A 23450-nucleotide genomic window follows, 5' to 3' on the forward strand; every position below is an offset into this window, starting at 1 on the left:
ATTTTATTCTTTATGGCGTAGTACAACTCCACCGCGCGTACCAATGTGCCGGCCATTTTCCACGGTCACCTGCCCATTCACCAGCACGTATTTAAAACCCGTGGCATACTGATGCGGTTGTGTATAAGTGGAAAGGTCTTTCACGGTATTGGGATCAAAGATCACAACGTCTGCCGCGTAACCCGGCACCAGCAAGCCTCTTTCCTTCAGATTGAACTTTTGTGCCGGTAATGAAGTCATACGCCGTATGGCTTCCTCCAGCCGGATCACTTTTTCTTCCCGGACATATTTACCCAATACACGGGAGTTGGTACCATAACCGCGGGGATGTGGAACGCCCACTCCAAATTCACGGATGCTGGCGTCTGAAGCAAACATGTTGAAGGGATATTTCATGATATATTTCACATCTTCCTCACTCATGCCGTGGAATACCATGCCGGCATTGCCCTGTTCGGAAAGGTCCAGGATAGTTTGTACTTCATTTGCCAGGGTGGATTTACGGCCCTTCATGATATTGATCTCCATGATGTTCTTTCCGTTGTAAGTAGTGTCCTGCTTGAAATAAGCCACCACCGCATAATCCAGGTGTTTGAGCTTGCGGCGTTTATAGGTGGCCGTCATTTCTGCTGCAATGCTTTTTCTGATAGCAGGCTGCTGCAAACGGTAACGGATAGAGTCTGCGCCACCGGAAAGTACCCAGTCCGGCAACATGGTACGCAGGCTGGTACTACTGGCGGTATAAGGATATTGGTCTATCGTAACTTCCAGCCCTTCATTCCTTGCCTTCTCCACCATGGCCAATGTTATTTTGGAACGGCCCCAGTTCTGTTTTCCGCCTATTTTAAAATGAGAGATCTCAACCGGGATGTTGGCCTGCCTGCCAATGGTCAGTGCTTCTTCAATAGCTGCTTCCACAGCATCTCCTTCATTCCGCATATGTGTAGCATACAGCCCTCCATAGCGGGCAGCCACTTTTGCCATACCTACTACTTCCGGCGTACGGGCGTAAAGTCCCGGCAGGTAAATAAGACCAGTGGAAAGGCCTACTGCGCCATCTTTCATCGCTTTTTCCACCAGCGCTTCCATTTGTTGCTGTTCTGCTTCAGAAGGAGCACGATCTGTACTGCCCATCACAGCTCTGCGGATATCATTATGGCCAATGAGTGAACCAACATTAATGGAAGTTTTCATACTGTCCAGCTGCCGGAAATAATTACCCAGGTCAACATTGGAAGACCCGCAATTTCCTGTGATCACCGTGGTTACACCATCATAAATAAAACTTTCGGCAGTGGGGATCTTGAATTCATCTCCTTCAATATGCGTATGCACATCAATGAATCCCGGCGCCACCACCAGTCCATTGGCATCAATGGTTTTACCGGCAGAGAAATTACCGGGTATAGTACCCGTACGGAGCACCTTGCCATTTTTGATGGCTACATCCCCATAGTACCAGGAGTTGCCGGTACCGTCAATGATCTTTGCATGCCGGATCAGGATGTCGCAATCGGTCTGTGCCTTGCAGGCCAGCGAACCGGCAAAGAAAGTCAGGAGGAGAAAAAGCCGCTTTGCCATGAAAAAGAGATTTAACTGCTATGATCTGCTATAATTTTCCAATCACCATCGATCTTGCGGAGCACAAGGGTAAAATGTCCGGAAAGATCACCTGCTGTTCTTGCCAGCATCCACTTCCCTACAACAAAATACACATCGCCGGCCAGTTTTTTAAATTCCAGCAGATCAAAGGAAAGCGTACCCATGGCGGCCTTATCAGGGTACCCCTTTTTATAGTTCTCCAAAGTGGCCTTCCAGCCATAGGTTGGGCCTTTTTTGCCGATGAAGATGAGCGAGTCCGACTTCCAGTAAGTTTCCATAAAACCATCCAGGTTTCCCTGGTTCCAGGCTTTGATCTGGGAGGCCATCAGCATACGGATCCGGCCTTCATCTGTAGACTGCGCCCATAGGGGATTTTGGCCGCAAAAAGCTATCAGGGCTATGATAATGACGAGCGAACGCATGGTAAATATTTAGCAAAAGATAAACAGTTTTTATGATTTATGCATTCTTTGATTATACTACCTTTGCACAACCACAAAAAAAATATCAATATGCCAGGATTTGAACTATTTGGCGCTGAAGAGAAAAAAGAAGTAAATGATGTACTGGAAACAGGCATCTATATGCGTTATGGTTTTGATGGTCCGCGTAAAGGGATCTGGAAAGCAAAAGAACTGGAACAGGCCCTCACCGAAAGATTTAATGTAAAGTATGCACAACTCACCTCCAGCGGAACCACTGCCCTCACTACTGCCATGGCAGCATTGGGAATTGGTGCAGGAGATGAAGTGATCATGCCTACTTTCACATTTGTGGCCAGCTTTGAAGCGGTACTTTCTGTAGGCGCAACACCCATCCTCGTGGATGTGGACGATACCCTCACCCTTGCACCTGATGCAGTGAGAGCGGCCATTACGCCAAAAACAAAAGCAGTAATGCCGGTGCATATGTGCGGTTCCATGGCAGATATGGATGCATTGCTGGACATTTGTAGAGCACATAATCTCCTTTTGCTGGAAGACGCTTGCCAGTCTACCGGCGCAACGTATAAAGGTAAAGCCCTTGGCTCCATTGGCCATGCCGGCACCTTCTCTTTCGATTTCGTGAAAACGATCACCTGTGCAGAAGGTGGTGCCATCATTACTAACAGTGAAGATATCTATACAAAAGCAGATGCTTTTTCTGATCATGGGCACGACCATCTTGGTGGTGCAGATCGTGGCGCAGATGGTCATCCGCATTTCGGGTATAATTTCCGCATTTCCGAACTGCATGCAGCAGTAGGATTGGCACAGATCCGCAAGCTGGATAAATTCCTGGCCATCCTGCGTAATAACAAGCAGATCCTGAAAGAAGCCCTCGGTGCTGTACCCGGCGTAACTTTCCGCCGTTTACCAGACCCCGCGGGAGACAGTGCTACACACCTCTCTTTCTTCCTGCCTGATGCAGAAGCAGCAAAAGCCGCCACTGCCGCTATTAAAGCAGCCGGTCTTCCTGCTTTCTATTGGTTCGATAATAACTGGCACTACTTCCGTAAATGGAACCACTTCAAAGAAGGGGCTACCTTACATCCTTTTGCAGCGCAACTGGCAAAGGCCATGGAAGTATATAAAACAAAAGAATTCCCGGCATCAGATGCATTGATGAGCCGCTGTATCTCTTTCCCCATCAGCCTTGTATGGACAGATGAAGAAGTGCGCGACAGAGCAGAGAAACTGATAGCTGCCGTAAAAAGTGCTTTATAATGAAAACAATCGCATTGATCCCTGCCCGTTATGCTGCCAGCCGGTTCCCCGGCAAAATGATGGCAGTGCTGGCAGGTAAGACCGTGATCTGGCGTACATATGAATCTGCTTTGCAAACTGGTGTGTTTGATGAAGTGATGGTGGTAACGGACAGCGATATCATTTATAACGAGATCGTGAGCCACGGCGGCAAAGCCATCATGAGCAAACGGGAACACGAAAGCGGTTCAGACCGTATCGCAGAAGCCGTTGAAAACATGTTGGATGTGGAGATTGTTGTGAATGTACAGGGCGATACCCCTTTCACCCAAAAAGGACCACTGGAAAAACTGCTCAAAGTATTTGAAGGTGAGGAAGGAAAGAAAGTACAGGTAGCCTCTTTGATGCAGGAGCTGAAAGACTGGAAAGATATTGAAGATCCCAACTTCGTGAAAGTAGCGGTAGACAGGAATTTCAACTCGCTGTTCTTTTCCCGCTCTGTGATCCCTTATCCAAGAGATAAGGCCGTGAACACTACTTACTACGAGCATATCGGCATTTATGCTTTCCGCCGCGAAGCCTTGCTGTTATTCACAAAAACACCCATGACCCCGCTGGAAGCAGCAGAGAAGGTAGAATGCCTTCGCTACCTGGAAATGGGCATCCCCCTGAAAATGGTCGTAACCGATTATATGGGAGTTGAAATTGATACGCCGGAAGACCTCGAAAGAGCTTCCAGGTATTTAGAAGAAAAATAACGAATTATGAAATTCAGAAACTTTAAACTGGTAGGGTACGTCATCTTTGGACGTGGCGCATTTAATCAACTGGATGAGATCATCGCTCCTCACCGCAAAGGCGATGCGCCCATGATCTTTTTTGTGGACCACTTTTTTGAAGGCAATCAACCCTGGCTTTCCCGTATTCCTTTACGTGGAAAAGACAAGGTGATATTTATAGATGTAACACACGAGCCTAAAACCGTATACGTAGACCGCCTGAGAGATGAGCTGACAGCTGAATTCGGAGAAGTGAGCGGTATTATAGGCATCGGCGGTGGTTCCACCATGGACATGGCAAAAGCCGTATCCCTGATGATGACCAACCCCGGTTCTTCCGCAGATTACCAGGGCTGGGACCTCCTGAAAAAACCAGGTGTTTATAAAGTAGGTGTACCCACGCTTTCCGGTACAGGCGCAGAAGTGAGCAGGACCACTGTACTCACTGGCCCAACCAAAAAGCTGGGCATGAACTCAGACTTCACACCCTTTGACCAGATCTTACTGGACCCTGAATTAATAAAGAACGCTCCCGTGAACCAGCGTTTCTACACAGCCATGGATTGTTATATCCACTGTATAGAATCCCTGGAAGGTACGTACCTCAACGCTTTCAGCAAGTCCTACGGAGAAAAGGCCCTGGAACTTTGCCAGGAGATCTACCTGAAAAAAGACCGTTGGGATGATGATGCAGACGAGAAATTAATGATGGCCTCTTATGCAGGTGGGATGAGCATTGCCTATTCCCAGGTGGGTGTAGCGCATGCGGTAAGTTATGGATTGAGTTACCTGCTGGGCACCAAACACGGCGTGGGCAACTGCATCGTGTTCGATAAACTGGAAGAGTTCTACCCTGCCGGGGTAAAGGAATTTAAGCAAATGGTGGATAAACACCAGGTAGCTATTCCGCAGCACATCACCAAGGGGCTTACAGACGCTGATTTTGAAAAGATGATAGACGTATCCATGGGCCTGGTGCCCTTGTGGGAAAATGCCCTGGGTAAAGACTGGCAACAGCAAATGACCCGGGACAGGCTGCGTAAATTATATGAATTGCTTTAATAAAAATAACCAGGGCCGGCGTATATAACGTTGGCCCTTTTACTTTTGCATTATGGAAAACATCACCAAACTGGCAGAAGAATATGCGCTTGCGCTGATCAAGATCCAGGAACGTAGGAAGCACTGGCAACTGCAAACCAAACCATTCCTGCTCAAACATCTCAAAGAGATCACGGAGAAAACCAAGCTCACCTGGAAATCCGGGTCCAATGAAACGATGCAGAACCTTGAATCCATATTCATTGTATTTGATTCCGAGCCAAGCGGCATTGTGGAACAAACACAATTCAGCGTAGTGCAGAAAATGAAGATCGGCGGATTCCTTTCTTTCTCTCAAAACCGCAACGGGCAAGTGATCGTATGGATCAACTTCCCTTTCATAGAAGGGATGACGGTAGATGAGAAAGCAAAGAATGAAATATTAGAAACGGTAGAGCCCGAAGAAATAACCGAAGAATCCGTGAATCGTTTCATGCATAAATTCCTGGATGAAATGATCCAGTGGGAAAACGATGCGAGAGACGAGATAGGATTTGTGCGGCATAAATAGTTTTTTATGGAAGACATTAAAGACAGCAGAGACATTGAAGCGCTGGTAGATACTTTCTACGGAAAGATCCAGCAGGACCCTTTACTGGCACCCATTTTTGCAGAGAAAATACCCGCGGATGCATGGACACCGCACTTGCAGACCATGTACCGGTTCTGGAACACACAGCTTTTAGGAGAAAAAGAATACCAGGGCAATCCCTTTGCCAAACACCGCAATTTGCCAATAGACGGCGCACACTTTACACAATGGGTAAAGTTGTTTCACGAAACGGTAGATGAATTGTTCTATGGAGCGCTGGCTGCTACTGCCAAGGTAAAAGCAGAAGCCATCGGCAAGGTATTCCTGAGCAAGATCTTGTTTGAAAGAGGACTGTACGGTCCGTCAATGGCGGCGGGAGCGGATCTTTAAAGACCTGCGCATGAACCGCATGTATTTGTTCCGGTAAACGAACATCAGGTAGATCGTGGCCAGGATGGTAACAATGGCCATGATATAAAACACTTTTGCGAAATTTTCCGAATGGTTATTATACCATTGTGCAGAAAAGAAAGCCCCCAATCCTATACCTGCTTCCAAAGCGATATACATACTTCCCAATGCACGCCCCCTGTGTTCCGGTAAACCAAGGTCAATGGTCCAGGCAGTTACCGCGGGAGAGTTGATCCCTAAAGCTACGCCATACACCAAAGCCCCTGCCAGCAGGCCAAAGGGAGAAGTGGCAAAACCGATCATCAGCATAGAGATGGCCATTAAAGTAGCTGATATTTTCAGCATGGGCACACGGCCATACCTGTCAGAAGCCTTTCCGGCAATTAAACGGATGCCGATAGAACTCGCCGTGAAGAAAGTGAAGAACAATCCTTTATTCGCTAAACCCAGGTGCGCACTGAAGTCAGGAATAATGGTAAGCAAAGCACCGTAACTGAAATACGTGAGGAAGGTGATCACCATGGGCGCCAGCACCAGGGGTTCAATGATCTCCCCTTTGGATACTTTCAATAAAGCCGGGCGGAAGCGCTGTTTATTATGCAGGGTTTCCTTCATGCCAATGAGGATCACTACAGAAAGTAATGCGAACACGGCAGAAAGCTGGAACATGGTCATAATACCCCAGGCATTAGCAACAGAACCTCCGATGGAAGGGCCCAGCGAAAGCCCGATGGTACTGAATAAACCTACAACCCCCATTGCTTCCCCTCTCCTGGTAAAGGGAACCATGTCTGCTACATATGCAGAAGTGCCTGTGGGTTTAAATCCGGTAGAGAAACCATGAAAGAAACGCAGCAGCAGGAATGCCGCAACAGAACTTACCAGCGGATACAACAAACTACAGATCACACACACCACGGAACCAAATACCATTACAGGGATACGGCCGATGGTATCCGTGAGCTTTCCGGAAAAGGGACGGCTCAAACCTGCCATGAGGGTAAAAAGACCAATAATATATCCTTTGTAATCTGCGCCACCGAGGCTGGTGAGGTAAGCGGGTAATTCGGGGATCATCATGTTAAAGCTGGCCGAGAATAACAGGTTGCTCATGCAAAGCAACCAGAACTGCACGGTATAAATCTTCCCGGACGACTGATCCATGCAGCAAAGGTAGGATGCTGCCACAAAATAAACCCATGTAAAACGGATTATTTTATGACCGGTTTCCCGGTTATTTTGCCGGCGGCCATAATTCCCCGCATTCTTATCTTACCATGATGTATTTTTAGCATATTATAATATAACCAACCACCATTAAAATTTAGTTTGTATGAAGCGCACCACTCGCTGCCTCCTGTTGGCAGCCGTTATGATCCCCTTATTGTCATGGAAGCCCTTTACCGCACCACTTACCATTGTTCAGGGTAAAGTGGACAATGCAAAAGCTACCACCATTTTGTTGTATGATGTGGCCGAAGGCCGCAAAAAAGAGTATGCCAGTACCCGCCTTAATGGAGAACATGCATTTGCCCTGGCCGTACCGGAATTGAAAGAGGGATTCTATTATGTAACGGATAACTTTAAACGAAGTTATCACCGCATTTACCTGAAACCCGGCGATCAGCTGCAACTCAAAGTCACTGACACCACTTTGCAGCAACAGGGCGGTTCCCCGGAAAGCAGGCTGGTGAGGGAATGGGAAACCCTCTCCCGTGAGATCAAAGCACCCGCCTTTGAATTCATGCGCAGGCCTGATGAAACCTACGAAACGTTTTTCCCAACATTCAATGCGTTCCTGCCCAAAGCAGCTGCTTACAAGAAAAAGCTGGTTACGCCCAACAAGGCGTTCAATTCATTGATGCAGCTGATTGTGGATACGGACGTAGAGTACACTGCCCTCCAGTTTATTTTTACACCCCGCTCCAAACATCCTGACGCCGCTGAGTATCCTGCCTATTACAGCAGCATCATGCAGAACAACAAATACTGCGATGGCCGTTTATTACAATGGGGAGAAACAGAACACCTGCTCAGCATGTATTCCACCTTTTGCCTGACCCGCCGGAAACCCTCCGTAAAAGGCCCGGAGCTCTTACAATGGAGCGTATCCCAATTCTGTAACGATACCCTGAAAGGAGTGTATATCACTAACAACCTGGGCCGCTACAAATCTTTCAGTAATCTCCGTGATGCCATTGCCCCGGTAGAAAAGTACCTCGTTACCGCAGAGCAGCAACGCAGCTACATGGAAACAGAAAAAGCATTACGCACTTTTGCAGAAGGAGAAGCAGGATTCAATTTCAGTTATCCCGATGTTGCCGGTAAACAGGTGGCGTTTAATGACCTGAAAGGAAAAGTAGTAGTGGTGGATGTTTGGGCCACCTGGTGCGGACCCTGTAAAGCAGAGATCCCACACATGAAGAAGCTGGAAGAAGAAATGCATGGAAAGGATGTGCTGTTCCTGGGAGTGTCTGTAGATGAAGCGAAAGACAAAGAGAAGTGGCAGGAGTTTGTGAAGAAGGAATCTCTCGGCGGCACACAGATCTTTGCCAGCGGCTGGAGCGATATCGCAAAGTTCTACAGCATCAACGGAATACCCCGTTTTATGGTGTTCGATAAACAGGGGAAGATCGTAAATGTAGATGCACCAAGGCCATCACAGCCTGAATTGAAAGCTTTGATAGAGAAAACACTGGCGAAATAATTATTTTTCGGGGGCTGGCTTAAACGGTTAGCCCCTGAAAAATATCCCAATCCTTCCAAACCGGTTCATAGCCTTGCCTGCGGATCATTGTAGCAATCTCTTCCGGAGATCTTTCATCGCTGATCTCAAACTGTTCCAAAGACTCCGTATCCACCGCATAACCTCCGGGATTTGTTTTAGACCCTGCACTCATGGTAGTAATACCCAACTGCACAAGATGATCACGGAACTTTTCTGATTCCCGCGTAGAAAGGCTCAGATCAATATCTTCATTAAAAAGCCGGTAAGCGCAGATCAGCTGTACCAGTTCCCTATCCTTCATTTCTACTTTAGGCGTAAGCCCTCCCGAGAATGGCCGTAACCTTGGAAAGGAGATACTGTATTTTGTTTGCCAGTAAGTACGTTGCAGGTAATCCAGGTGTAAGGCCGTGAAAAAACTATCCGTGCGCCAGTCTTCCAATCCAATCAACACGCCCAGCCCGATCTTATGGATTCCCGCAGCGCCCAGCCTGTCCGGCGTTTCCAGCCGGTAAGAGAACTTTGATTTTTTTCCTTTGGGATGATGTTTGCGGTAATCCTCTTCATGATAGGTTTCCTGGTAAACAAGGACCGTATGTAAACCTAAGGGGATTAATGCGGCGTAATCTTTAGTATCCATCGGTTGTACTTCCATGGAGATCTGCGCAAAATGTTGCCGGATCAGCGGGAATACTTTTTTGAAGTAATCCATGCCCACCGTTTGGCTGGCTTCACCCGTTACGAGCAACACATGCTCATAGCCCATTTGCCGGATGGCCACTATTTCTTCCATGATCTCTGTGCCGCTGAGGGTTTTACGGCGGATGGGATTATCATAGCTGAACCCGCAGTAAGTACAGATGTTCTGGCATTCGTTGGAAAGATAGAGCGGAACATACAACTGAATGGTTTTGCCGAAACGTTGCTGTGTAAGTTGCTGACTGATCAGCGCCATTTGTTCCAGGTAAGGAATGGCAGCAGGGGAGATGAGGGCCATAAAATCATCCAGGCTGCGATGTTTGGAAGCTAAAGCCACTTCCACATCCCGCGCAGATTTTGCGTAGATGCTGGCTTTAACATCGTTCCAGTTATATTGACGGAAAATATTTTCGAAAGACATAAACGTAGTTTTTACTCAACAGAAAATTCCCCCCTTGTTTACTCATCCAAAAAAGACAACAAAGGACTACTCGCATTTGCATGTCCGCCGCTCACCATCCCTAATCCAGCCTCATATGCTTCCCTTCCTGCAATCACCCCCATCCTGAATGCATCCGCCATTTTCGCCGGATTCCTTGCCACAGCAATAGCCGTATTCACCAACACGGCAGCGGCTCCTGATTCCATCGCCTGTGCTGCATGAGAAGGTGCCCCAATGCCAGCATCTACGATCACCGGTACATTACTCTGGGCAATAATGATCTCCAGGAAATCCAGGGTCCGCAGCCCCTTGTTACTTCCGATAGGAGAACCCAAAGGCATCACAGCAGCAGCACCGGCTTCCTCCAGCCGCTTGCAGATAACAGGGTCCGCATGGATATAAGGCAATACCACAAACCCCAGCTTCACGAGCGCTATCGTAGCTTCCAGCGTTTCAACAGGATCGGGTAAAAGATATTTCGGATCAGGATGTATTTCCAGTTTGATCCAGTTGGTCTCTAATGCTTCGCGTGCAAGCTGTGCCGCATACACTGCTTCTTTCGCAGTACGCACGCCGGAAGTGTTGGGCAACAGATGCATATGAGGATAGCGCAGATGGCCCAGCATATCATCCTGCAAAGCATTGGCGGTATCAATACGTTTCAGCGCAACAGTCACCAGTTCCGTACCGGAAGCCAGCAAAGCTTTCTCCATTTGCACACCCGAACCGAATTTACCTGTACCGGTAAAAAGGCGGCTCCGAAAAGTTCTGCCAGCTATGATCAGTGGTTCCATATAGCATTGATTTTTTGTACCATCTCTTTTTTATCGACGGCATTGGTAATAAGACCGGAAACGGCGACTCCATATACGCCAGCTTCCATCAGTGCAGGAATATCTTCCAGCAATATGCCCCCGATAGCAAGCACGGGAACTTTATTGCCAATAACAGACATCAACTGCCGGTACCCTTCCAAACCCAGGACAGGACTGAGGTTTTCTTTAGTGGTAGTGAACCGGAAAGGCCCAACACCAACATAATCCACGCCATCGCGGATATGTGCCAGCACATCATCCAATGTATTGGCTGTTCCGCCTAAGCAACTTTCTGCTCCTGCAATACTGCGCGCTTCAGTTACCGGCACATCCAGTTTTCCTACATGTACACCATATGCATTCACTTGAGAGGCAACAGCAGGCCGGTCATTGATAGACAATTTTGCACCGTACGCATCGCAGATCTTTTTGGCATCGATGGCCAGTTGCACGGGGTCTTCTGAAGATTGTTTTACCCGCAACTGGATCCAACGGCAACCCGCTTCACAGGCTGCACGGATGTTTTCCAGGTGAGGGGCTTGAGAGATATATAAAAGACGTTCCATGTTAGAATTATTAAAATGATAAAAACAGATCACCACGATTATTAAAGAATAAAAAAAACAAAGCACAGACCTTTGGTATTTAAAATGCATGGCGCCCCAGTAATCCTTCGCTACTTTGCACTTTGGTATTTAAAATGCATGCCGCCCCAGCAATCCTTCGCTACTCTGCAAATACCGCAATGTATAATCCTTCCCGGCCTTACAAGCCTCCGCCAGGCTCAAACCCTTAGCCAGTGATGCCGTGATCGCAGCAGACAATACACAACCGGAACCATGTTTAGCCGGAACATTTGTAGCCACAGGTGCAAAGTCGACCAGTTCATTTCCACAGAACAAACTATCCCATCCCGGCTTATCCGGCCTGTGCCCACCCTTCAAAAGAATGGCACATTTGGAAGCCATCTTCCGCGCAGCACTTTCCCCGCAAGGCAAACCACTCATGGCAATCGCTTCTTCATAATTGGGCGTAAGCAGTGCGATGTAATCCAATACCATCTCCCATTGTGAAAAAACGGCCGTATGAAATACATAACCCGCAGAAGCCTTCAGCACAGAATCTAAGATGAACTGAATACCCGGCCTTGCATTCCTTAACGCAGGTAATACTTCCAGCAAAACACCGGGATGCGCTACGATACCCACTTTACAGAACTGCACAGGAAATTTATCCAGCAATGGCAACGCTTGCGCAAGGATCTTTTCCGGCGGTATCCATTCCACCCCCAGGAATTCATCATCTGTTTGTGCTGTTAAAGCAGTGCAAACACCCAACCCGTTCAGCCGGTGTGCTTCAAATGTTTTAATGTCTGCCAGCAAACCGGCTCCCCCTGTGGGATCAAGGCCGGCAAGGCTCATCACGTATGGTTCCATGCAGCGTATATTGATTGATAAGCAGGTACTGCATTGAATGGATCATTCCATATAGCCCCTAATAGAACGGCACCGCAAAACCCCATCGGTTTCAAACGGCCGATGTTATATTGCGTAATGCCTCCAATGGCCAAAGTATTGGCCGGTATATTTTTCATCTCCTGCAAACGCCCTGTGTAACCGGGTTTGGAGATACTGTTGAATACAGGCCCAAGGATCAGGTGATGCCACATTTTCAGGCAGGGCATCACATGTTGTACTTCCACAAAAACAGCATGCCGCTCCGCTGGCTGAAAAGACCATGTTCCGATCTGCTCCGTATGAATAGAAGTACTCAGCTGGTAGCCGGTACCCGCAAAATCTACAGCTTCAACAGAAGTTCGGAATGCTTCACTCATATGTAGCCCTCTCAAACCATATTTCTCCACCAGCGCAGGTTGCCCCGCAATCATGATCCGTGAAAAGAATAAAGGATCAATCCCCTGCAACAGTTGTTCATATTGTGCTGCAGAGAAACCCGGTTTGCGAAGCAACAACACATCCAGCCCTGCATACAGCAGGGAGTTAATGTGCGATACCTCTCCCGGTATGGCTTCAGGGGATGTAGCTACCCATATCATGAATAGATCTCTCCACCTTGTTCAACAAATGTCTGCGCCTGCGCTTCCATACCAGCCGTTAAAGCAGCATCTTCTGCCAGGCCCTGTGTGGCTGCAAATTCCCGTACTTCCTGCGTGATCTTCATAGAGCAGAAATGAGGCCCGCACATAGAACAGAAGTGTGCCACTTTTGCGCCATCCGCCGGCAATGTTTCATCATGAAAACTACGGGCCGTATCGGGATCGAGGGAGAGGTTGAACTGATCTTCCCAACGGAACTCAAAGCGGGCTTTACTTAAAGCATTATCCCTGTGCTGCGATCCGGGATGGCCTTTTGCGAGGTCCGCTGCATGCGCTGCGAGCTTATAAGTGATCACCCCTGTTTTCACATCTTCGCGGTTAGGAAGGCCGAGATGTTCTTTAGGCGTTACATAACAAAGCATCGCCGTACCGAACCATCCGATCATGGCTGCGCCAATGGCGGAAGTGATATGATCATAACCGGGAGCGATATCTGTAGTTAAAGGCCCGAGAGTATAGAAAGGCGCTTCGTGGCATTCTTTCAATTGTTTGTCCATGTTCTCCTTGATGAGATGCATGGGCACATGCCCTGGTCCTTCTATCATTACCTGTATGTCGTGGCGCCAGGCTATTTTAGTGAGTTCACCCAATGTTTCCAGTTCTGCGAACTGTGCAGCATCGTTGGCATCTGCAATGGAACCTGGCCGCAGGCCATCGCCGAGAGAGAAAGCTACGTCGTATGCTTTCATGATCTCGCAGATCTCTTCAAAATGTGTGTAAAGGAAATTTTCCTTATGATGCGCCAGGCACCATTTAGCCATAATGGAACCGCCACGGGAAACTATGCCCGTTGTGCGTTTGGCCGTAAGGGGAATATAACGCAGCAGCACACCGGCATGGATGGTAAAATAATCCACCCCTTGTTCTGCCTGTTCAATTAAGGTATCGCGGAAGAGTTCCCAGGTGAGCGCTTCTGCTTTGCCATTCACTTTTTCCAGTGCCTGGTAAATAGGCACAGTACCCACCGGTACCGGGCAATTCCGGATGATCCATTCACGGGTTTCGTGAATGTTCTTGCCAGTGCTGAGGTCCATAATGGTATCCGCTCCCCAGCGGCAGGCCCATACCGCTTTTTCCACTTCTTCCTCAATGCTGGAAGTAACAGCAGAGTTCCCGATGTTGGCATTGATCTTTACCAGGAAGTTACGGCCAATGATCATCGGTTCGCTTTCCGGGTGATTGATATTGGAGGGGATGATAGCACGGCCTTCTGCAATTTCCTTCCGCACAAATTCCGGCGTGATCCAGGATGGTGCCATGGCTGCGCCGAAATTATTTCCTTTGTGCTGATGCCAGAGGGCCTGGTCCTTACGGTACAATTCCTCTGCCCGCTGATTCTCTCGGATGGCAATGTATTCCATTTCCGGCGTGATGATGCCTTTACGCGCATAATGTAGTTGGGAAACATTCTTGCCAGGTTTGGCACGCAGGGGCAATTGCAGATGTTCAAAGCGGAGATGTTCCAATGCCGGAGAACGCAAACGCTCACGCCCATATTCCGAAGAGAAGTCATCCAGCGTAACAACATCCTCACGGTCTAAGATCCACTGCTGGCGCAGCCTTGGAAGCCCGCGACGAACATCTATTTCAATAGCATCGTCTGTATAAGGACCGCTGGTGTCATAAACGGTAACAGGAGCATTAGGTTCAGTAATCTTAGAGCCGTGTAACCGTGTATCCGATAACGTTATCTCCCGCATGCTTACGGAAATATCATGCAAAGTACCCGGTACGTATATTTTCTTTGATCCGGCAAACGAGCCGCGGCTAATTGTTTTCATGGTAAACAGATTAAAAATGTAAGAGAATGAGGCATACGCGCACAGTAGCACCTCCGTTGAAGTGTGCGACGCAACGATGCTGAATAGCGAAAAACTGCTGACTACATAAAAAAATTAACCACCCTGTGTAGCCTGGATGATAGTAATGTTATCCGCCGGATGTAATAGCCTGGATGGCCAGTCCGGCTTCGGGACGACCTCCTGGTTGATGGCAACTGCAATGCCTTTGAGCGATGAGAGTTGAATAAACTGTAAGAGCGCAGTAACGGAAGTTTCCGGCTGCACCGCATAAAGTTTATTGTTTACAAGCACTTCCATGTTGGAAAGAGTTTAGGTGAAACAATAAACTTTAAGGATGTGAGGATGAGGAAGGTTCAGTATACTTTTCCCTACGTCAGTGTGAACTGCATCAGGTACTGAGGGTATCATCTCAGTTCCGGTTTTTAGCCGGAACACCCCTAAAGTGAACACAAATCTAACTAAATTTATAAAACAAGGAGGAACAAATATGAAAAGGACAGACACTGCATCCAGAATTATCATGGCTTCCCCGGAAACGCTGTACCAGGCGCATCTTGATCCAACAGCCATAGCAGCCTGGCGCCCACCGAAAGGTATGAGCTGCAGGATCTATGCATTCAATCCGCAGGAAGGAGGCACTTACCGCATGGCATTTATCTATGATGATAAAGAACAGGCACATGGCAAAACAACGGAACACGAAGATGTTTTTACCGGCCGTTTCCTGGAGCTTATTCCCAACAAAAAGATCGTGGAAGTAGTAAGCTTTGAATCAGCGGACCCCGCTTTTGCAGGGGAGATAAAGTTCAGCACTACATTCACCGCGGTGGCCAGTGGAACGGAAGTAGATGTAATAGCGGAAAACGTACCTCCCGGCATAAAACGCGAAGACCATCAGGCGGGGATGGACTCCTCCCTCCAAAACTTAGCGGAATTTACAGAGTAGCATTATCTTTGATAGATTCAGTTAAATTGCAAGCATGAACTACCGCACCATAGCCTTTTGTTCCTTACTGTTGATGGCAGCCTGCCAGTCTCCCACCTCTAAAACAGGTGTGAAAGATAGTGTAGCCGTGCCCGATACCATCACAGAATTACAGGTGATCGCAAAGGATACACCGGCAGTAGCGGTAATAACAGATAGTGTGCACATAGATTCCACCGCCATCTTTGGAAAGTGGACGCAGCCCGTGCAGGGAATAGACAGTATCTTCCAGGGATTCCAGTTAAAGAAGAACGGCACTGCCAGCTCCATTAATATGGAAACACTGAAATACGATAAATGGAAGCTTTTAAAGGATACTTTGCTGCTGTGGAGCCATTCAGAGGGAGTTGCAAACAGAACGGCAACCATAGATACCCTGCTGATAAAAACGCTGAATGATACCGTGTTGGTGGCCTGGCCGATAACCGCAGCTACTGGTTACCTGGAAACATTCAAACGCCCGAGGAAAGGGAAATAATAAGGACAATCAAGTTCCTCCATCCGGATTCTGGAGTTTTTCTTTCTGTCGGGTACGGTTATAATAGACCGTCACCCAGAAAGAGGAACTTGCTCAGCGCATCAGACGCTATATACTATAAGTTATATGTTTGCCAAACGCCAATAGCAGTTGCGACGATGGATAAGAACAATCCTGCTACAGCCATTTGCAGATCATCAATATTCTTACGGGCAATCACGATGGTCACTAAACTGCAGAATACAGCAGCTGCGCCAAGGTAGATGGATACTTCAGAAGATTTGCTGATGAATGCAAAACCAGCGGCTAATACGCCAATAAAGATAGATGCGAAACCTGCAATCTTAGGCAGACTTGTAGGGTGATGTTGGTGCATTGTAATAGATATTATATATAGTGAACAAATAAAACCTTACTGTTGTAAACTCGTCTGTTGCTTCGCTTCCGGCACTTCTTCCCACGGGGTTTTTAATAATGGCCCGATCTGCTGATAACGGGCATCCTGGTATTCGTCCAGTCCGTAACTTATGCTGGTAGTATCTTTCACTGTTACAAACGTTCCAAACAAGCGATCCCAGATAGAAAATATATTAGCATAGTTAGAATCAGTTTCCGGCTGATAGCGGCTATGATGCACCTTATGCATGTCCGGCGATACGATGATCCAGCTCAAACCCTTATCCAGCCAGTGTGGCAAATAAATGTTGGCATGATTGAACTGGCTCATAAAGGCCGATATGGTTTGATATAACATGACCATCCAGATAGGTACTCCCGCTATCACAATGGCTACAAATAAAGCCACTACCCTGAAAACACTTTCTATGGGATGATGCCGCAACGCGGTGGTGGCATCAATCGCCGTATCTGTATGATGGATCTTATGGAAGTGCCACATCCATGCGATCTTATGTTGTACCAGGTGCACCAGGTAAGCCCCTATAAGGTCCAGCAGCAGTAAAGCCAGTATAGCATGCAGCCAGGCTGGTAAACTAATAAGGTATAATACCCCGAACTTCTCCGCACTTGTCCACTCCGATGCTTTTACGATCAGGAAAGCAAATCCCAGGTTCACCGCTGCCGTTGTGAGCGTAAAAAAGAGATTCGTACCTGCATGTTTATATTTATTATTACTAAAGCGCAATCTTGGGATCACCCCTTCGATCAACCATAATATCACGAGACCGGCAACCAAAATAGCCGTACGATAATACGAGGGTATATGTTCGAAAAAGTCGATCATTAAATAAGGATTACGTGGGTTATTTCAGAGGAGTAGGGTTAGGTATCAGTTACGTTTCTAAAGAAAAATTACGACATTTTGCCCAATTGTAGCGGGTTTCGGCGGATTTTTTCTTATTATAAAAACAAGCTATTCATTCGTAAGATCATTTATATAATAAGAAATTGTTAACTATTGGGCGATTTTTGGGATTTGCAGATGCTTGCCGGAATTAAATAATATATAAGTTTGCTTAATGGGTACAAAAAAGCCCGGCAGGGATCCTACCGGGCTTTTTTGCTATTTTTTGCGAATTAGTTGTTCAGTAATAAAGGCATTACCAGCATCAGCAGATCTTCTTCTGCTCCCTTTTCTACCGGGCGGAGGATACCTGCTTTGGTAGGTGCGCTCAGATCGATCGTGATCTCATCTCCCTCTGCTGCGTTCAGCATTTCAATAAGGAACTTAGCGTTGAAAGCGATCTGCATATCCTCGCCGCTGTATTGGCAGCTCATGCGTTCATTACCTTCAAAGGAGAAGTCAACATCCTGTGCAGAAAGCTGTAACTCGCTGCCGGAGATATTGAGGGCTACCTGGTTGGTGCTCTTGTTGGCGAATACACTCACACGTTTGAGACCGTTCTGGAAATCACTTTTCACCAAAGTAAGGCGGTAAGGGTTTTCCTTGGGGATCACCACTTTATAATCAGGGAAACGGGCATCGATCAGGCGGCAGATCATTTGTGCGTTATCATGAGAAACGAAGAAGTGATTACCGCTGTAGGATACTTTGATCTCTGTATCATTATCAGGAATAGCTGCTTTCAGGAGGTTCAAAGGTTTCTTTGGAACAATGAAAGTATCTGCCTGAGGGCATTTAACGTCTGTACGGATGTATTTAACAAGACGGTGTGCGTCTGTAGCTACGAACGTGATATTATCCGGATGCAGTTCAAAGAACACGCCGGTCATTTGCGGACGCAGGTCATCATTGCTCACTGCAAACAGTGTTTTGTTGATAGCTGTGATCAGTGCAGAGGCCGTCATCGTGAAATTGGTAGCGTCTTCAGCAGCTGGTTCTTTCGGGAAGTTCTCCGGATTTTCACCCATTACTTTATACTTACCATTGTCGGACGTGATCTCTACCGCGAATGAATTCAAATCGATGTTGAAGGTCAAGGGCTGATCAGGCAGGTTCTTCAATGAATCCAGCAGGATCTTTGCAGGAATGCAGATACGGCCGGTTTCTTTAGCTTCTACCTCCAGCTTCACCTTCATAACGGTTTCCAGGTCGGTAGCTACTACGGTGAGCTCGTTCTTTTCTATCAGGAAGAGGAAGTCTTCCAGGATAGGCAAAACCGTGTTGGAGTTGATCACACCGCTGATCTGTTGCAATTGTTTCAATAAGGTAGAAGAAGAAACGATAAACTTCATAAGGTTACTTAATAATTGTTGCAAATGTAAGGCAAACAAAGATAGAAAGTTTTGCCAATCATCCTCGCCCGCTTTTCAACATCAACATGCATGATACGGAAGTGTAATGTTTGTAAAAAACCACGAAAAAGATGTAATTATTAAACGAATCGCAAGAATAGCCATATCATATTGAAAATATAGAAAACACTTCGCCGATCCTTTAAAATTATCTATAAAACGGTTAGTTTTGCGGGCGCAAAAATCATCATTCATATTTAAACTAAAAATTGGGGTTATGAAACTGTCTCATTTAGCCGAAACGCTGATAGGTTCCGAAATTATCAAACTTGCTGGGGAGATCAAGGAAAAGCAGGCTAAGGGCGAAAAGATCTACAATTTCACCATCGGTGACTTTGATCCCAAAGTGTTTCCTATTCCCATTGAATTTGAGAATGAGATAGCACAGGCATACAGAGATAAATACACCAACTATCCACCGGCAGATGGTATCGCGGAATTACGCAAAGCGGTAGGTGATTTCATCGCAGAACGCGAAGGGCTCAGCTACGATCCTAACAGCGAGATCGTGATCTCCTGCGGCGGCCGTCCTATCATCTATGCTACTTACCGCACGATCGTAGACCGCGGCGAGAAAGTGATCTATGCTACTCCATCCTGGAATAATAACCACTACACACACTTCCTGGAAGGTGAACACGTGGTGCTGGAGGCAAAAGCTGAAAACGACTTCATGCCTACCGCCGCAGAACTGAAACCGTTGCTGAAAGGCGCTACCCTCCTGGCTTTATGCTCCCCGCAGAACCCAACGGGTACCACCTTCGGTAAAAAACAACTGGAAGAGATCTGCGACATGGTGCTGGAAGAAAACAAGAGCCGCGCAGCAGGTGAAAAACCCCTCTACGTGCTGTTCGACCAAATGTACTGGGTACTCACTTTCGGAGATACCGAACACTACAACCCCGTTTCCCTCCGTCCGGAAATGAAGGACTATACCGTATTCATCGACGGTATGAGTAAAGCTTTCGCCGGTACCGGTGTTAGGGTGGGTTGGGCACTCGGCCCCAAACATGTAATGACCAAAATGAAAGCCATCCTTTCTCACGTAGGTGCCTGGAGCCCTATGGCTGAACAGAAAGCGGCTGCTAAATACCTCGTTCAGAAAGAAGCAGTAGATAAATACCTCGCACATTTTAAAGGAGAGGTAGAAGAAAGACTGGTGAAAATATACGAAGGCTTCGATGCCCTGAAAAAAGCAGGTCATAAAGTAGATGCCATCGCTCCGCAAGCTGCGATCTATTTAACCATCAAACTGGACCTCGTTGGTAAAACAACCGCAGACGGTAAAGTACTGGCGGACCAGGCTGCCGTAACCACTTACTTCCTCGATGAAGCAAAGCTGGCTGTTGTGCCTTTCTACGCTTTCGGGTCTAAAAAGGACTCTCCCTGGTACCGCCTCAGCGTAGGTACCTGCGTAAAAGAAGAGATCCCCGCCATGCTGTCTGCCCTGAAAGCAGCACTGGAGAAATTGAAATAGGTATTTCCTTATATAATTGCTGAAAGGCGTTCCGGTTTACGGAACGCCTTTTTCATTTAAGTGGCCTGAAAGCTCCATCTTTCTATATCCCTATATCACTGAAAGTGCATTCCTATAGCACTCTTATAGCATTCCTATATCGTTTCGATATAGGAATGTGCCTGCAATGATATAGGAATGCTATAGCTGGGATATAGGAATGATATAGGAGAGTAAATGTATAGAACGTAGAAAAAAGGGTTATCGCACCCCAAATTCATATTAATGACGTTTTTACACATATTATTTTTCCTGCTTTATAGAATATTGGCTTTTATGCATATTTGTACACAAATCCTCATTATCAAACACTTATAGAAAAGGAAACTCCCGGAACCCAAACCGTCCTGAAAAAGTTAAAAATCCGTTAAATGGACAACCCAACTTACCAAATTACTGATTTAATACTAATTTTGACTTTATAACTAAAAAAGTCAGAAAGTTAATGCAAACAGAAACCAGAGACGAAATGCGCGAGCGGATCATAGAGGCGGCTCTGAAAAGGTTCACTCATTACAGTGCGTCCAAGACCACTATGAATGAGATAGCCGATGATCTGCATTGCTCAAAGGCCTCTTTATATTATTACTTCCCGGACAAAAAAGCCCTGCACCTCAGCGTACTGGAAAAAGCAGGAGAAACCTTTTTCGAGGAGCTGGAAACAGCCGCCGCCGCAAAAAGCTCTGCTTACGAAGCCCTGATGGAAATGATCTCCATCCGCCATGCCTTCGCCAGGCGTTTTTGCCGCCTGGAGCTTTTTAAAACACTGCGGGACAAGCAGATCCTCAATTCAGAAGACATCTTCAAATATGCCCGCGAACGGGAAACACAAATTGTAGCAAACATTATAAGGAAAGGGGTGGAAAACGGAGAATTAACAACAGACGAACCAGAGAAAGTAGCCACCCTTTATATACAGTCCATGATCGGCCTCCGCTTCTCTATGTCGCACAACGGCATGAGCGACGATATCTCAGATGAGGAGTTTGAAACAGTGCGCGGATGGCAGATTATGCTCGCCGATATTTTCATCAAAGGATTAAAAAAGTAACATGCGGGAAAGGATCTTAGATACTGCGCTTCGCCTGTTCCGGACATTCGGGATCAAAAGCATCACCATGCAGGACATTGCCCGCGACTGCGGCATCTCCAAAAAAACGGTGTATGAACATTTTGCCGATAAACAGGAACTGGTGGAAGAAGTAACGCGCTTTATGATCTCCGCCCATGGCAACAACCTGGAAGTATGCTGCGCCAATGGAAAGGACGCGATAGACGAATTGGTGTCCTCCCTCCGGTTCACGGAAACATTTGCGAGGGGCATCAACCCTGTACTGCTGCATGAACTGGAAAAGTATCATCCCGCTGCCTGGAAAACCATCGCGGACTTTAAGAGTAACTATGTAATTAAAGCCATCAGTGACAACCTGGACCGTGGTATCAGGGAAGGCCTGTACCGCAGCGATATCAGCATCCACATCATGAGCCACATGCGCCTCATGCAGCTGGATTCTGCTTTCTCTCCGGTAGATTATCCCGCCACCGAATTTGACCTGCATGAAGTGATGTGCCAGGTTACTGAACATTACATACGAGGAATTGCCACCCCGGAAGGGACCCGGCGCCTGGAAGAATACCTGACTATAAAAGAACTTTCGCCACAATAGCAAAACACACATGAAAAAATGGATCGTATCCTTACTGTTCTTATCAACAGCGGGGACTTTTAACGCTAACGCACAAACGGAAACAAAGCAGCTCAGCCTGCAGGAAGCTCTGAAGTACGCATTGGCCAACAACCAGAAACTGGCTGTGAGCCGCCTGGAGGAAACCATCGGTAAATTAAAGACCGAAGAGATCCGCGCACAGGCTTTACCCCAGGTAAATGCCAACGGAAACCTCACCGATAACATCAAGAAACAGGTAATGGTACTGCCAGGAGAACTGGCTGGCGGCGCTCCCGGAACGGTAAAGGTACTGGAAGTGGGTACCACCTGGAACACTTCCATTTCCGGGGAATTGACCCAGCAGATCTACAACCAGAGCGTGTTCACAGGTCTTAAAGCTGCAAGGTCAGGAGAAGAATATTACCGCCTGCAAACAGCACAGACCACGGAGAACGTGATCTTTGATGTAACCCAGCTGTATTATCAATTACTGGTGAAGAAAGAAAAAATGAGCGTGCTGCAAACCAATATCGATAAGCTCACCCGCCTGGTAGAAACTACCAAAAGCCAGTTCGATAACGGCCTCGCTAAAAAAATAGACCTGGACAGGATCAAGGTGAACCTGGTGAATTACCAGACACAAAAGAGCCAGCTGGAAAATCAATTGAAAGTAGATGAGAACAGGCTGAAACAAAAAATGGGCATGCCCATTGAAACCCCTGTATCCCTTCCATCCCTTGCCCTGAGCGATATTGAACGCAAAGCAGCGGCCACGGCAGACTTCGGTACTTTCGACCTGGGCAGCAGAACAGAAACAAAACTCCTGAAGAAAACAGAAGAGCTGCAACAGTACCAGAAAAGGGCTTACCTCGCGGAATACTATCCCAGCCTGGCTTTCAAAGGAAACTATTCTTATAACGGCTTAAGTAACAAATTCGACATCTTCAAAGGTGGCAACTCAACCGCCAACTGGTACGGCATGTCCTCTATCGGGCTTACCTTAAAGATCCCCATCTTTGATGGTTTCGCGCGCCGCTCCAGGGTAAAGCAGGCCAATGTTACCCTGCAAAAGATCGGTCAGCAGTTAGAAGAGAACAAACTGAACCTCAACACTGCATTCGAAAACGCCCGCCTGCAATTGCTCAATAACCTGAGTACCATTAAAACGCAGAAGGAGAATGTTTCCCTTGCAGATGAGGTGTACAGCTCCACCCAAAATAATTACAATCTGGGCCTCGCCAGCTTAACAGACCTGCTTAATGCAGAAACCTCCCTGGCGGAAGCACAGAACAGCTACAACGAAGCACTGCTCCAATATAAACTCGCAGAGCTCGACCTGATCAAATCCAACGGTAACCTGCCATCACTATTAAACTAATG

At 47.1% G+C, this 23450-nt stretch carries 25 protein-coding genes and 1 riboswitch; of the genes, 12 read left to right on the top strand and 13 right to left on the bottom strand.

Translation table 11 applies throughout. The features are described from left to right. Positions 1–3 precede the first annotated feature (3 nt). A complete protein-coding gene (locus BUR42_RS21465; RefSeq protein WP_074241657.1) occupies positions 4–1581 on the bottom strand; it encodes an N-acyl-D-amino-acid deacylase family protein in 1578 nt (525 codons plus the stop codon). A gap of 11 nt (positions 1582–1592) precedes the next feature. After that, entirely contained in the window at positions 1593–2024 is a 432-nt protein-coding gene (locus BUR42_RS21470) for a YybH family protein (RefSeq protein WP_074241658.1), read from the bottom strand. A gap of 90 nt (positions 2025–2114) precedes the next feature. On the opposite strand from BUR42_RS21470, the gene BUR42_RS21475 reads away from it, so the two are divergent. The 5 genes from BUR42_RS21475 to BUR42_RS21495 are packed head-to-tail and all read left to right on the top strand — an operon-like array spanning position 2115 to position 6089. Next, positions 2115–3308, top strand: a complete 1194-nt coding sequence (locus tag BUR42_RS21475) for a DegT/DnrJ/EryC1/StrS family aminotransferase (protein WP_074241659.1) — start codon at positions 2115–2117, stop codon at positions 3306–3308. Next, positions 3308–4045 (top strand): 3-deoxy-manno-octulosonate cytidylyltransferase, encoded by a 738-nt coding sequence (gene kdsB, locus BUR42_RS21480; RefSeq protein WP_074241660.1) that lies wholly within the window; start codon positions 3308–3310, stop codon positions 4043–4045. Before BUR42_RS21475 ends, kdsB begins: the two co-directional genes overlap by 1 nt. Positions 4046–4051: 6 nt before the next feature. Next, positions 4052–5128 (top strand): iron-containing alcohol dehydrogenase family protein, encoded by a 1077-nt coding sequence (locus BUR42_RS21485; RefSeq protein ID WP_074241661.1) that lies wholly within the window; start codon positions 4052–4054, stop codon positions 5126–5128. A 52-nt stretch (positions 5129–5180) separates the two neighbouring features. Beyond that, on the top strand, positions 5181–5678 hold the full coding sequence (locus BUR42_RS21490; protein WP_074241662.1) for a BAR domain-containing protein: 498 nt from the start codon (positions 5181–5183) through the stop codon (positions 5676–5678). 6 nt (positions 5679–5684) lie between these two features. Further along, a complete protein-coding gene (locus tag BUR42_RS21495) occupies positions 5685–6089 on the top strand; it encodes a group III truncated hemoglobin (RefSeq protein WP_074241663.1) in 405 nt (134 codons plus the stop codon). On the opposite strand, the gene BUR42_RS21500 is transcribed toward BUR42_RS21495, so the two are convergent. Continuing rightward, on the bottom strand, positions 6063–7274 hold the full coding sequence (locus BUR42_RS21500) for an MFS transporter (protein WP_074241664.1): 1212 nt from the start codon (positions 7272–7274) through the stop codon (positions 6063–6065). The two genes, BUR42_RS21495 and BUR42_RS21500, sit on opposite strands and share 27 nt — an antisense overlap. A 169-nt stretch (positions 7275–7443) precedes the next feature. Between BUR42_RS21500 and BUR42_RS21505 the strand changes: the two genes are divergently transcribed. Continuing rightward, entirely contained in the window at positions 7444–8817 is a 1374-nt protein-coding gene (locus tag BUR42_RS21505; protein ID WP_074241665.1) for a TlpA family protein disulfide reductase, read from the top strand. 19 nt (positions 8818–8836) lie between these two features. On the opposite strand, the gene thiH is transcribed toward BUR42_RS21505, so the two are convergent. The 7 genes from thiH to thiS form a co-directional block, all read right to left on the bottom strand. Next, a complete protein-coding gene (gene thiH, locus BUR42_RS21510; protein WP_074241666.1) occupies positions 8837–9955 on the bottom strand; it encodes a 2-iminoacetate synthase ThiH in 1119 nt (372 codons plus the stop codon). A 38-nt stretch (positions 9956–9993) separates the two neighbouring features. Next, a complete protein-coding gene (locus tag BUR42_RS21515; protein ID WP_074241667.1) occupies positions 9994–10770 on the bottom strand; it encodes a thiazole synthase in 777 nt (258 codons plus the stop codon). Beyond that, entirely contained in the window at positions 10758–11357 is a 600-nt protein-coding gene (thiE, locus tag BUR42_RS21520) for a thiamine phosphate synthase (RefSeq protein WP_074243131.1), read from the bottom strand. Before thiE ends, BUR42_RS21515 begins: the two co-directional genes overlap by 13 nt. A 129-nt stretch (positions 11358–11486) precedes the next feature. Continuing rightward, positions 11487–12227 (bottom strand): hydroxymethylpyrimidine/phosphomethylpyrimidine kinase, encoded by a 741-nt coding sequence (locus BUR42_RS21525; RefSeq protein ID WP_074241668.1) that lies wholly within the window; start codon positions 12225–12227, stop codon positions 11487–11489. Then, positions 12212–12847: a thiamine phosphate synthase gene (locus BUR42_RS21530; protein WP_074241669.1), complete on the bottom strand. Its 636-nt coding sequence runs from the start codon at positions 12845–12847 to the stop codon at positions 12212–12214. Before BUR42_RS21530 ends, BUR42_RS21525 begins: the two co-directional genes overlap by 16 nt. Further along, positions 12844–14688, bottom strand: coding sequence for a phosphomethylpyrimidine synthase ThiC (gene thiC / locus BUR42_RS21535; protein WP_074241670.1), 1845 nt, complete (start codon positions 14686–14688; stop codon positions 12844–12846). Before thiC ends, BUR42_RS21530 begins: the two co-directional genes overlap by 4 nt. 114 nt (positions 14689–14802) lie before the next feature. Then, positions 14803–15006 (bottom strand): sulfur carrier protein ThiS, encoded by a 204-nt coding sequence (gene thiS / locus BUR42_RS21540; RefSeq protein WP_074241671.1) that lies wholly within the window; start codon positions 15004–15006, stop codon positions 14803–14805. Between the two features lie 51 nt (positions 15007–15057). After that, a riboswitch (TPP riboswitch) is annotated at positions 15058–15158 on the bottom strand. Positions 15159–15196: 38 nt separating this feature from the next. Here thiS and BUR42_RS21545 point away from each other — a divergent pair. Together BUR42_RS21545 and BUR42_RS21550 are read left to right on the top strand one after the other, a co-directional pair. Further along, entirely contained in the window at positions 15197–15655 is a 459-nt protein-coding gene (locus BUR42_RS21545) for an SRPBCC domain-containing protein (protein ID WP_074243132.1), read from the top strand. A gap of 34 nt (positions 15656–15689) precedes the next feature. Further along, on the top strand, positions 15690–16172 hold the full coding sequence (locus tag BUR42_RS21550) for a lipocalin-like domain-containing protein (protein ID WP_074241672.1): 483 nt from the start codon (positions 15690–15692) through the stop codon (positions 16170–16172). A gap of 115 nt (positions 16173–16287) precedes the next feature. Here the strand turns inward: BUR42_RS21550 and BUR42_RS21555 are convergent, their stop codons facing one another. The 3 genes from BUR42_RS21555 to dnaN all read right to left on the bottom strand — a co-directional run bounded on the left by BUR42_RS21555 (position 16288) and on the right by dnaN (position 18827). Continuing rightward, a complete protein-coding gene (locus BUR42_RS21555) occupies positions 16288–16548 on the bottom strand; it encodes a hypothetical protein (RefSeq protein ID WP_074241673.1) in 261 nt (86 codons plus the stop codon). A 36-nt stretch (positions 16549–16584) separates the two neighbouring features. Next, positions 16585–17415, bottom strand: a complete 831-nt coding sequence (locus tag BUR42_RS21560) for a sterol desaturase family protein (RefSeq protein WP_074241674.1) — start codon at positions 17413–17415, stop codon at positions 16585–16587. Between the two features lie 293 nt (positions 17416–17708). Continuing rightward, a complete protein-coding gene (dnaN, locus tag BUR42_RS21565; protein WP_074241675.1) occupies positions 17709–18827 on the bottom strand; it encodes a DNA polymerase III subunit beta in 1119 nt (372 codons plus the stop codon). A 277-nt stretch (positions 18828–19104) separates the two neighbouring features. On the opposite strand from dnaN, the gene BUR42_RS21570 reads away from it, so the two are divergent. From BUR42_RS21570 to BUR42_RS21585, 4 genes are all read left to right on the top strand, one after another. Continuing rightward, positions 19105–20364: a pyridoxal phosphate-dependent aminotransferase gene (locus BUR42_RS21570; protein ID WP_074241676.1), complete on the top strand. Its 1260-nt coding sequence runs from the start codon at positions 19105–19107 to the stop codon at positions 20362–20364. Positions 20365–20848: 484 nt separating this feature from the next. Continuing rightward, a complete protein-coding gene (locus tag BUR42_RS21575) occupies positions 20849–21454 on the top strand; it encodes a TetR/AcrR family transcriptional regulator (RefSeq protein WP_074241677.1) in 606 nt (201 codons plus the stop codon). A 1-nt stretch (position 21455) separates the two neighbouring features. Then, a complete protein-coding gene (locus BUR42_RS21580; protein ID WP_074241678.1) occupies positions 21456–22070 on the top strand; it encodes a TetR/AcrR family transcriptional regulator in 615 nt (204 codons plus the stop codon). Between the two features lie 10 nt (positions 22071–22080). After that, complete coding sequence (locus BUR42_RS21585; RefSeq protein WP_074241679.1) at positions 22081–23448, top strand: TolC family protein; 1368 nt, start codon at positions 22081–22083, stop codon at positions 23446–23448. Positions 23449–23450: the final 2 nt, after the last annotated feature.

Source organism: Chitinophaga niabensis (assembly GCF_900129465.1).
Classification (GTDB): Bacteria; Bacteroidota; Bacteroidia; order Chitinophagales; family Chitinophagaceae; genus Chitinophaga; species Chitinophaga niabensis.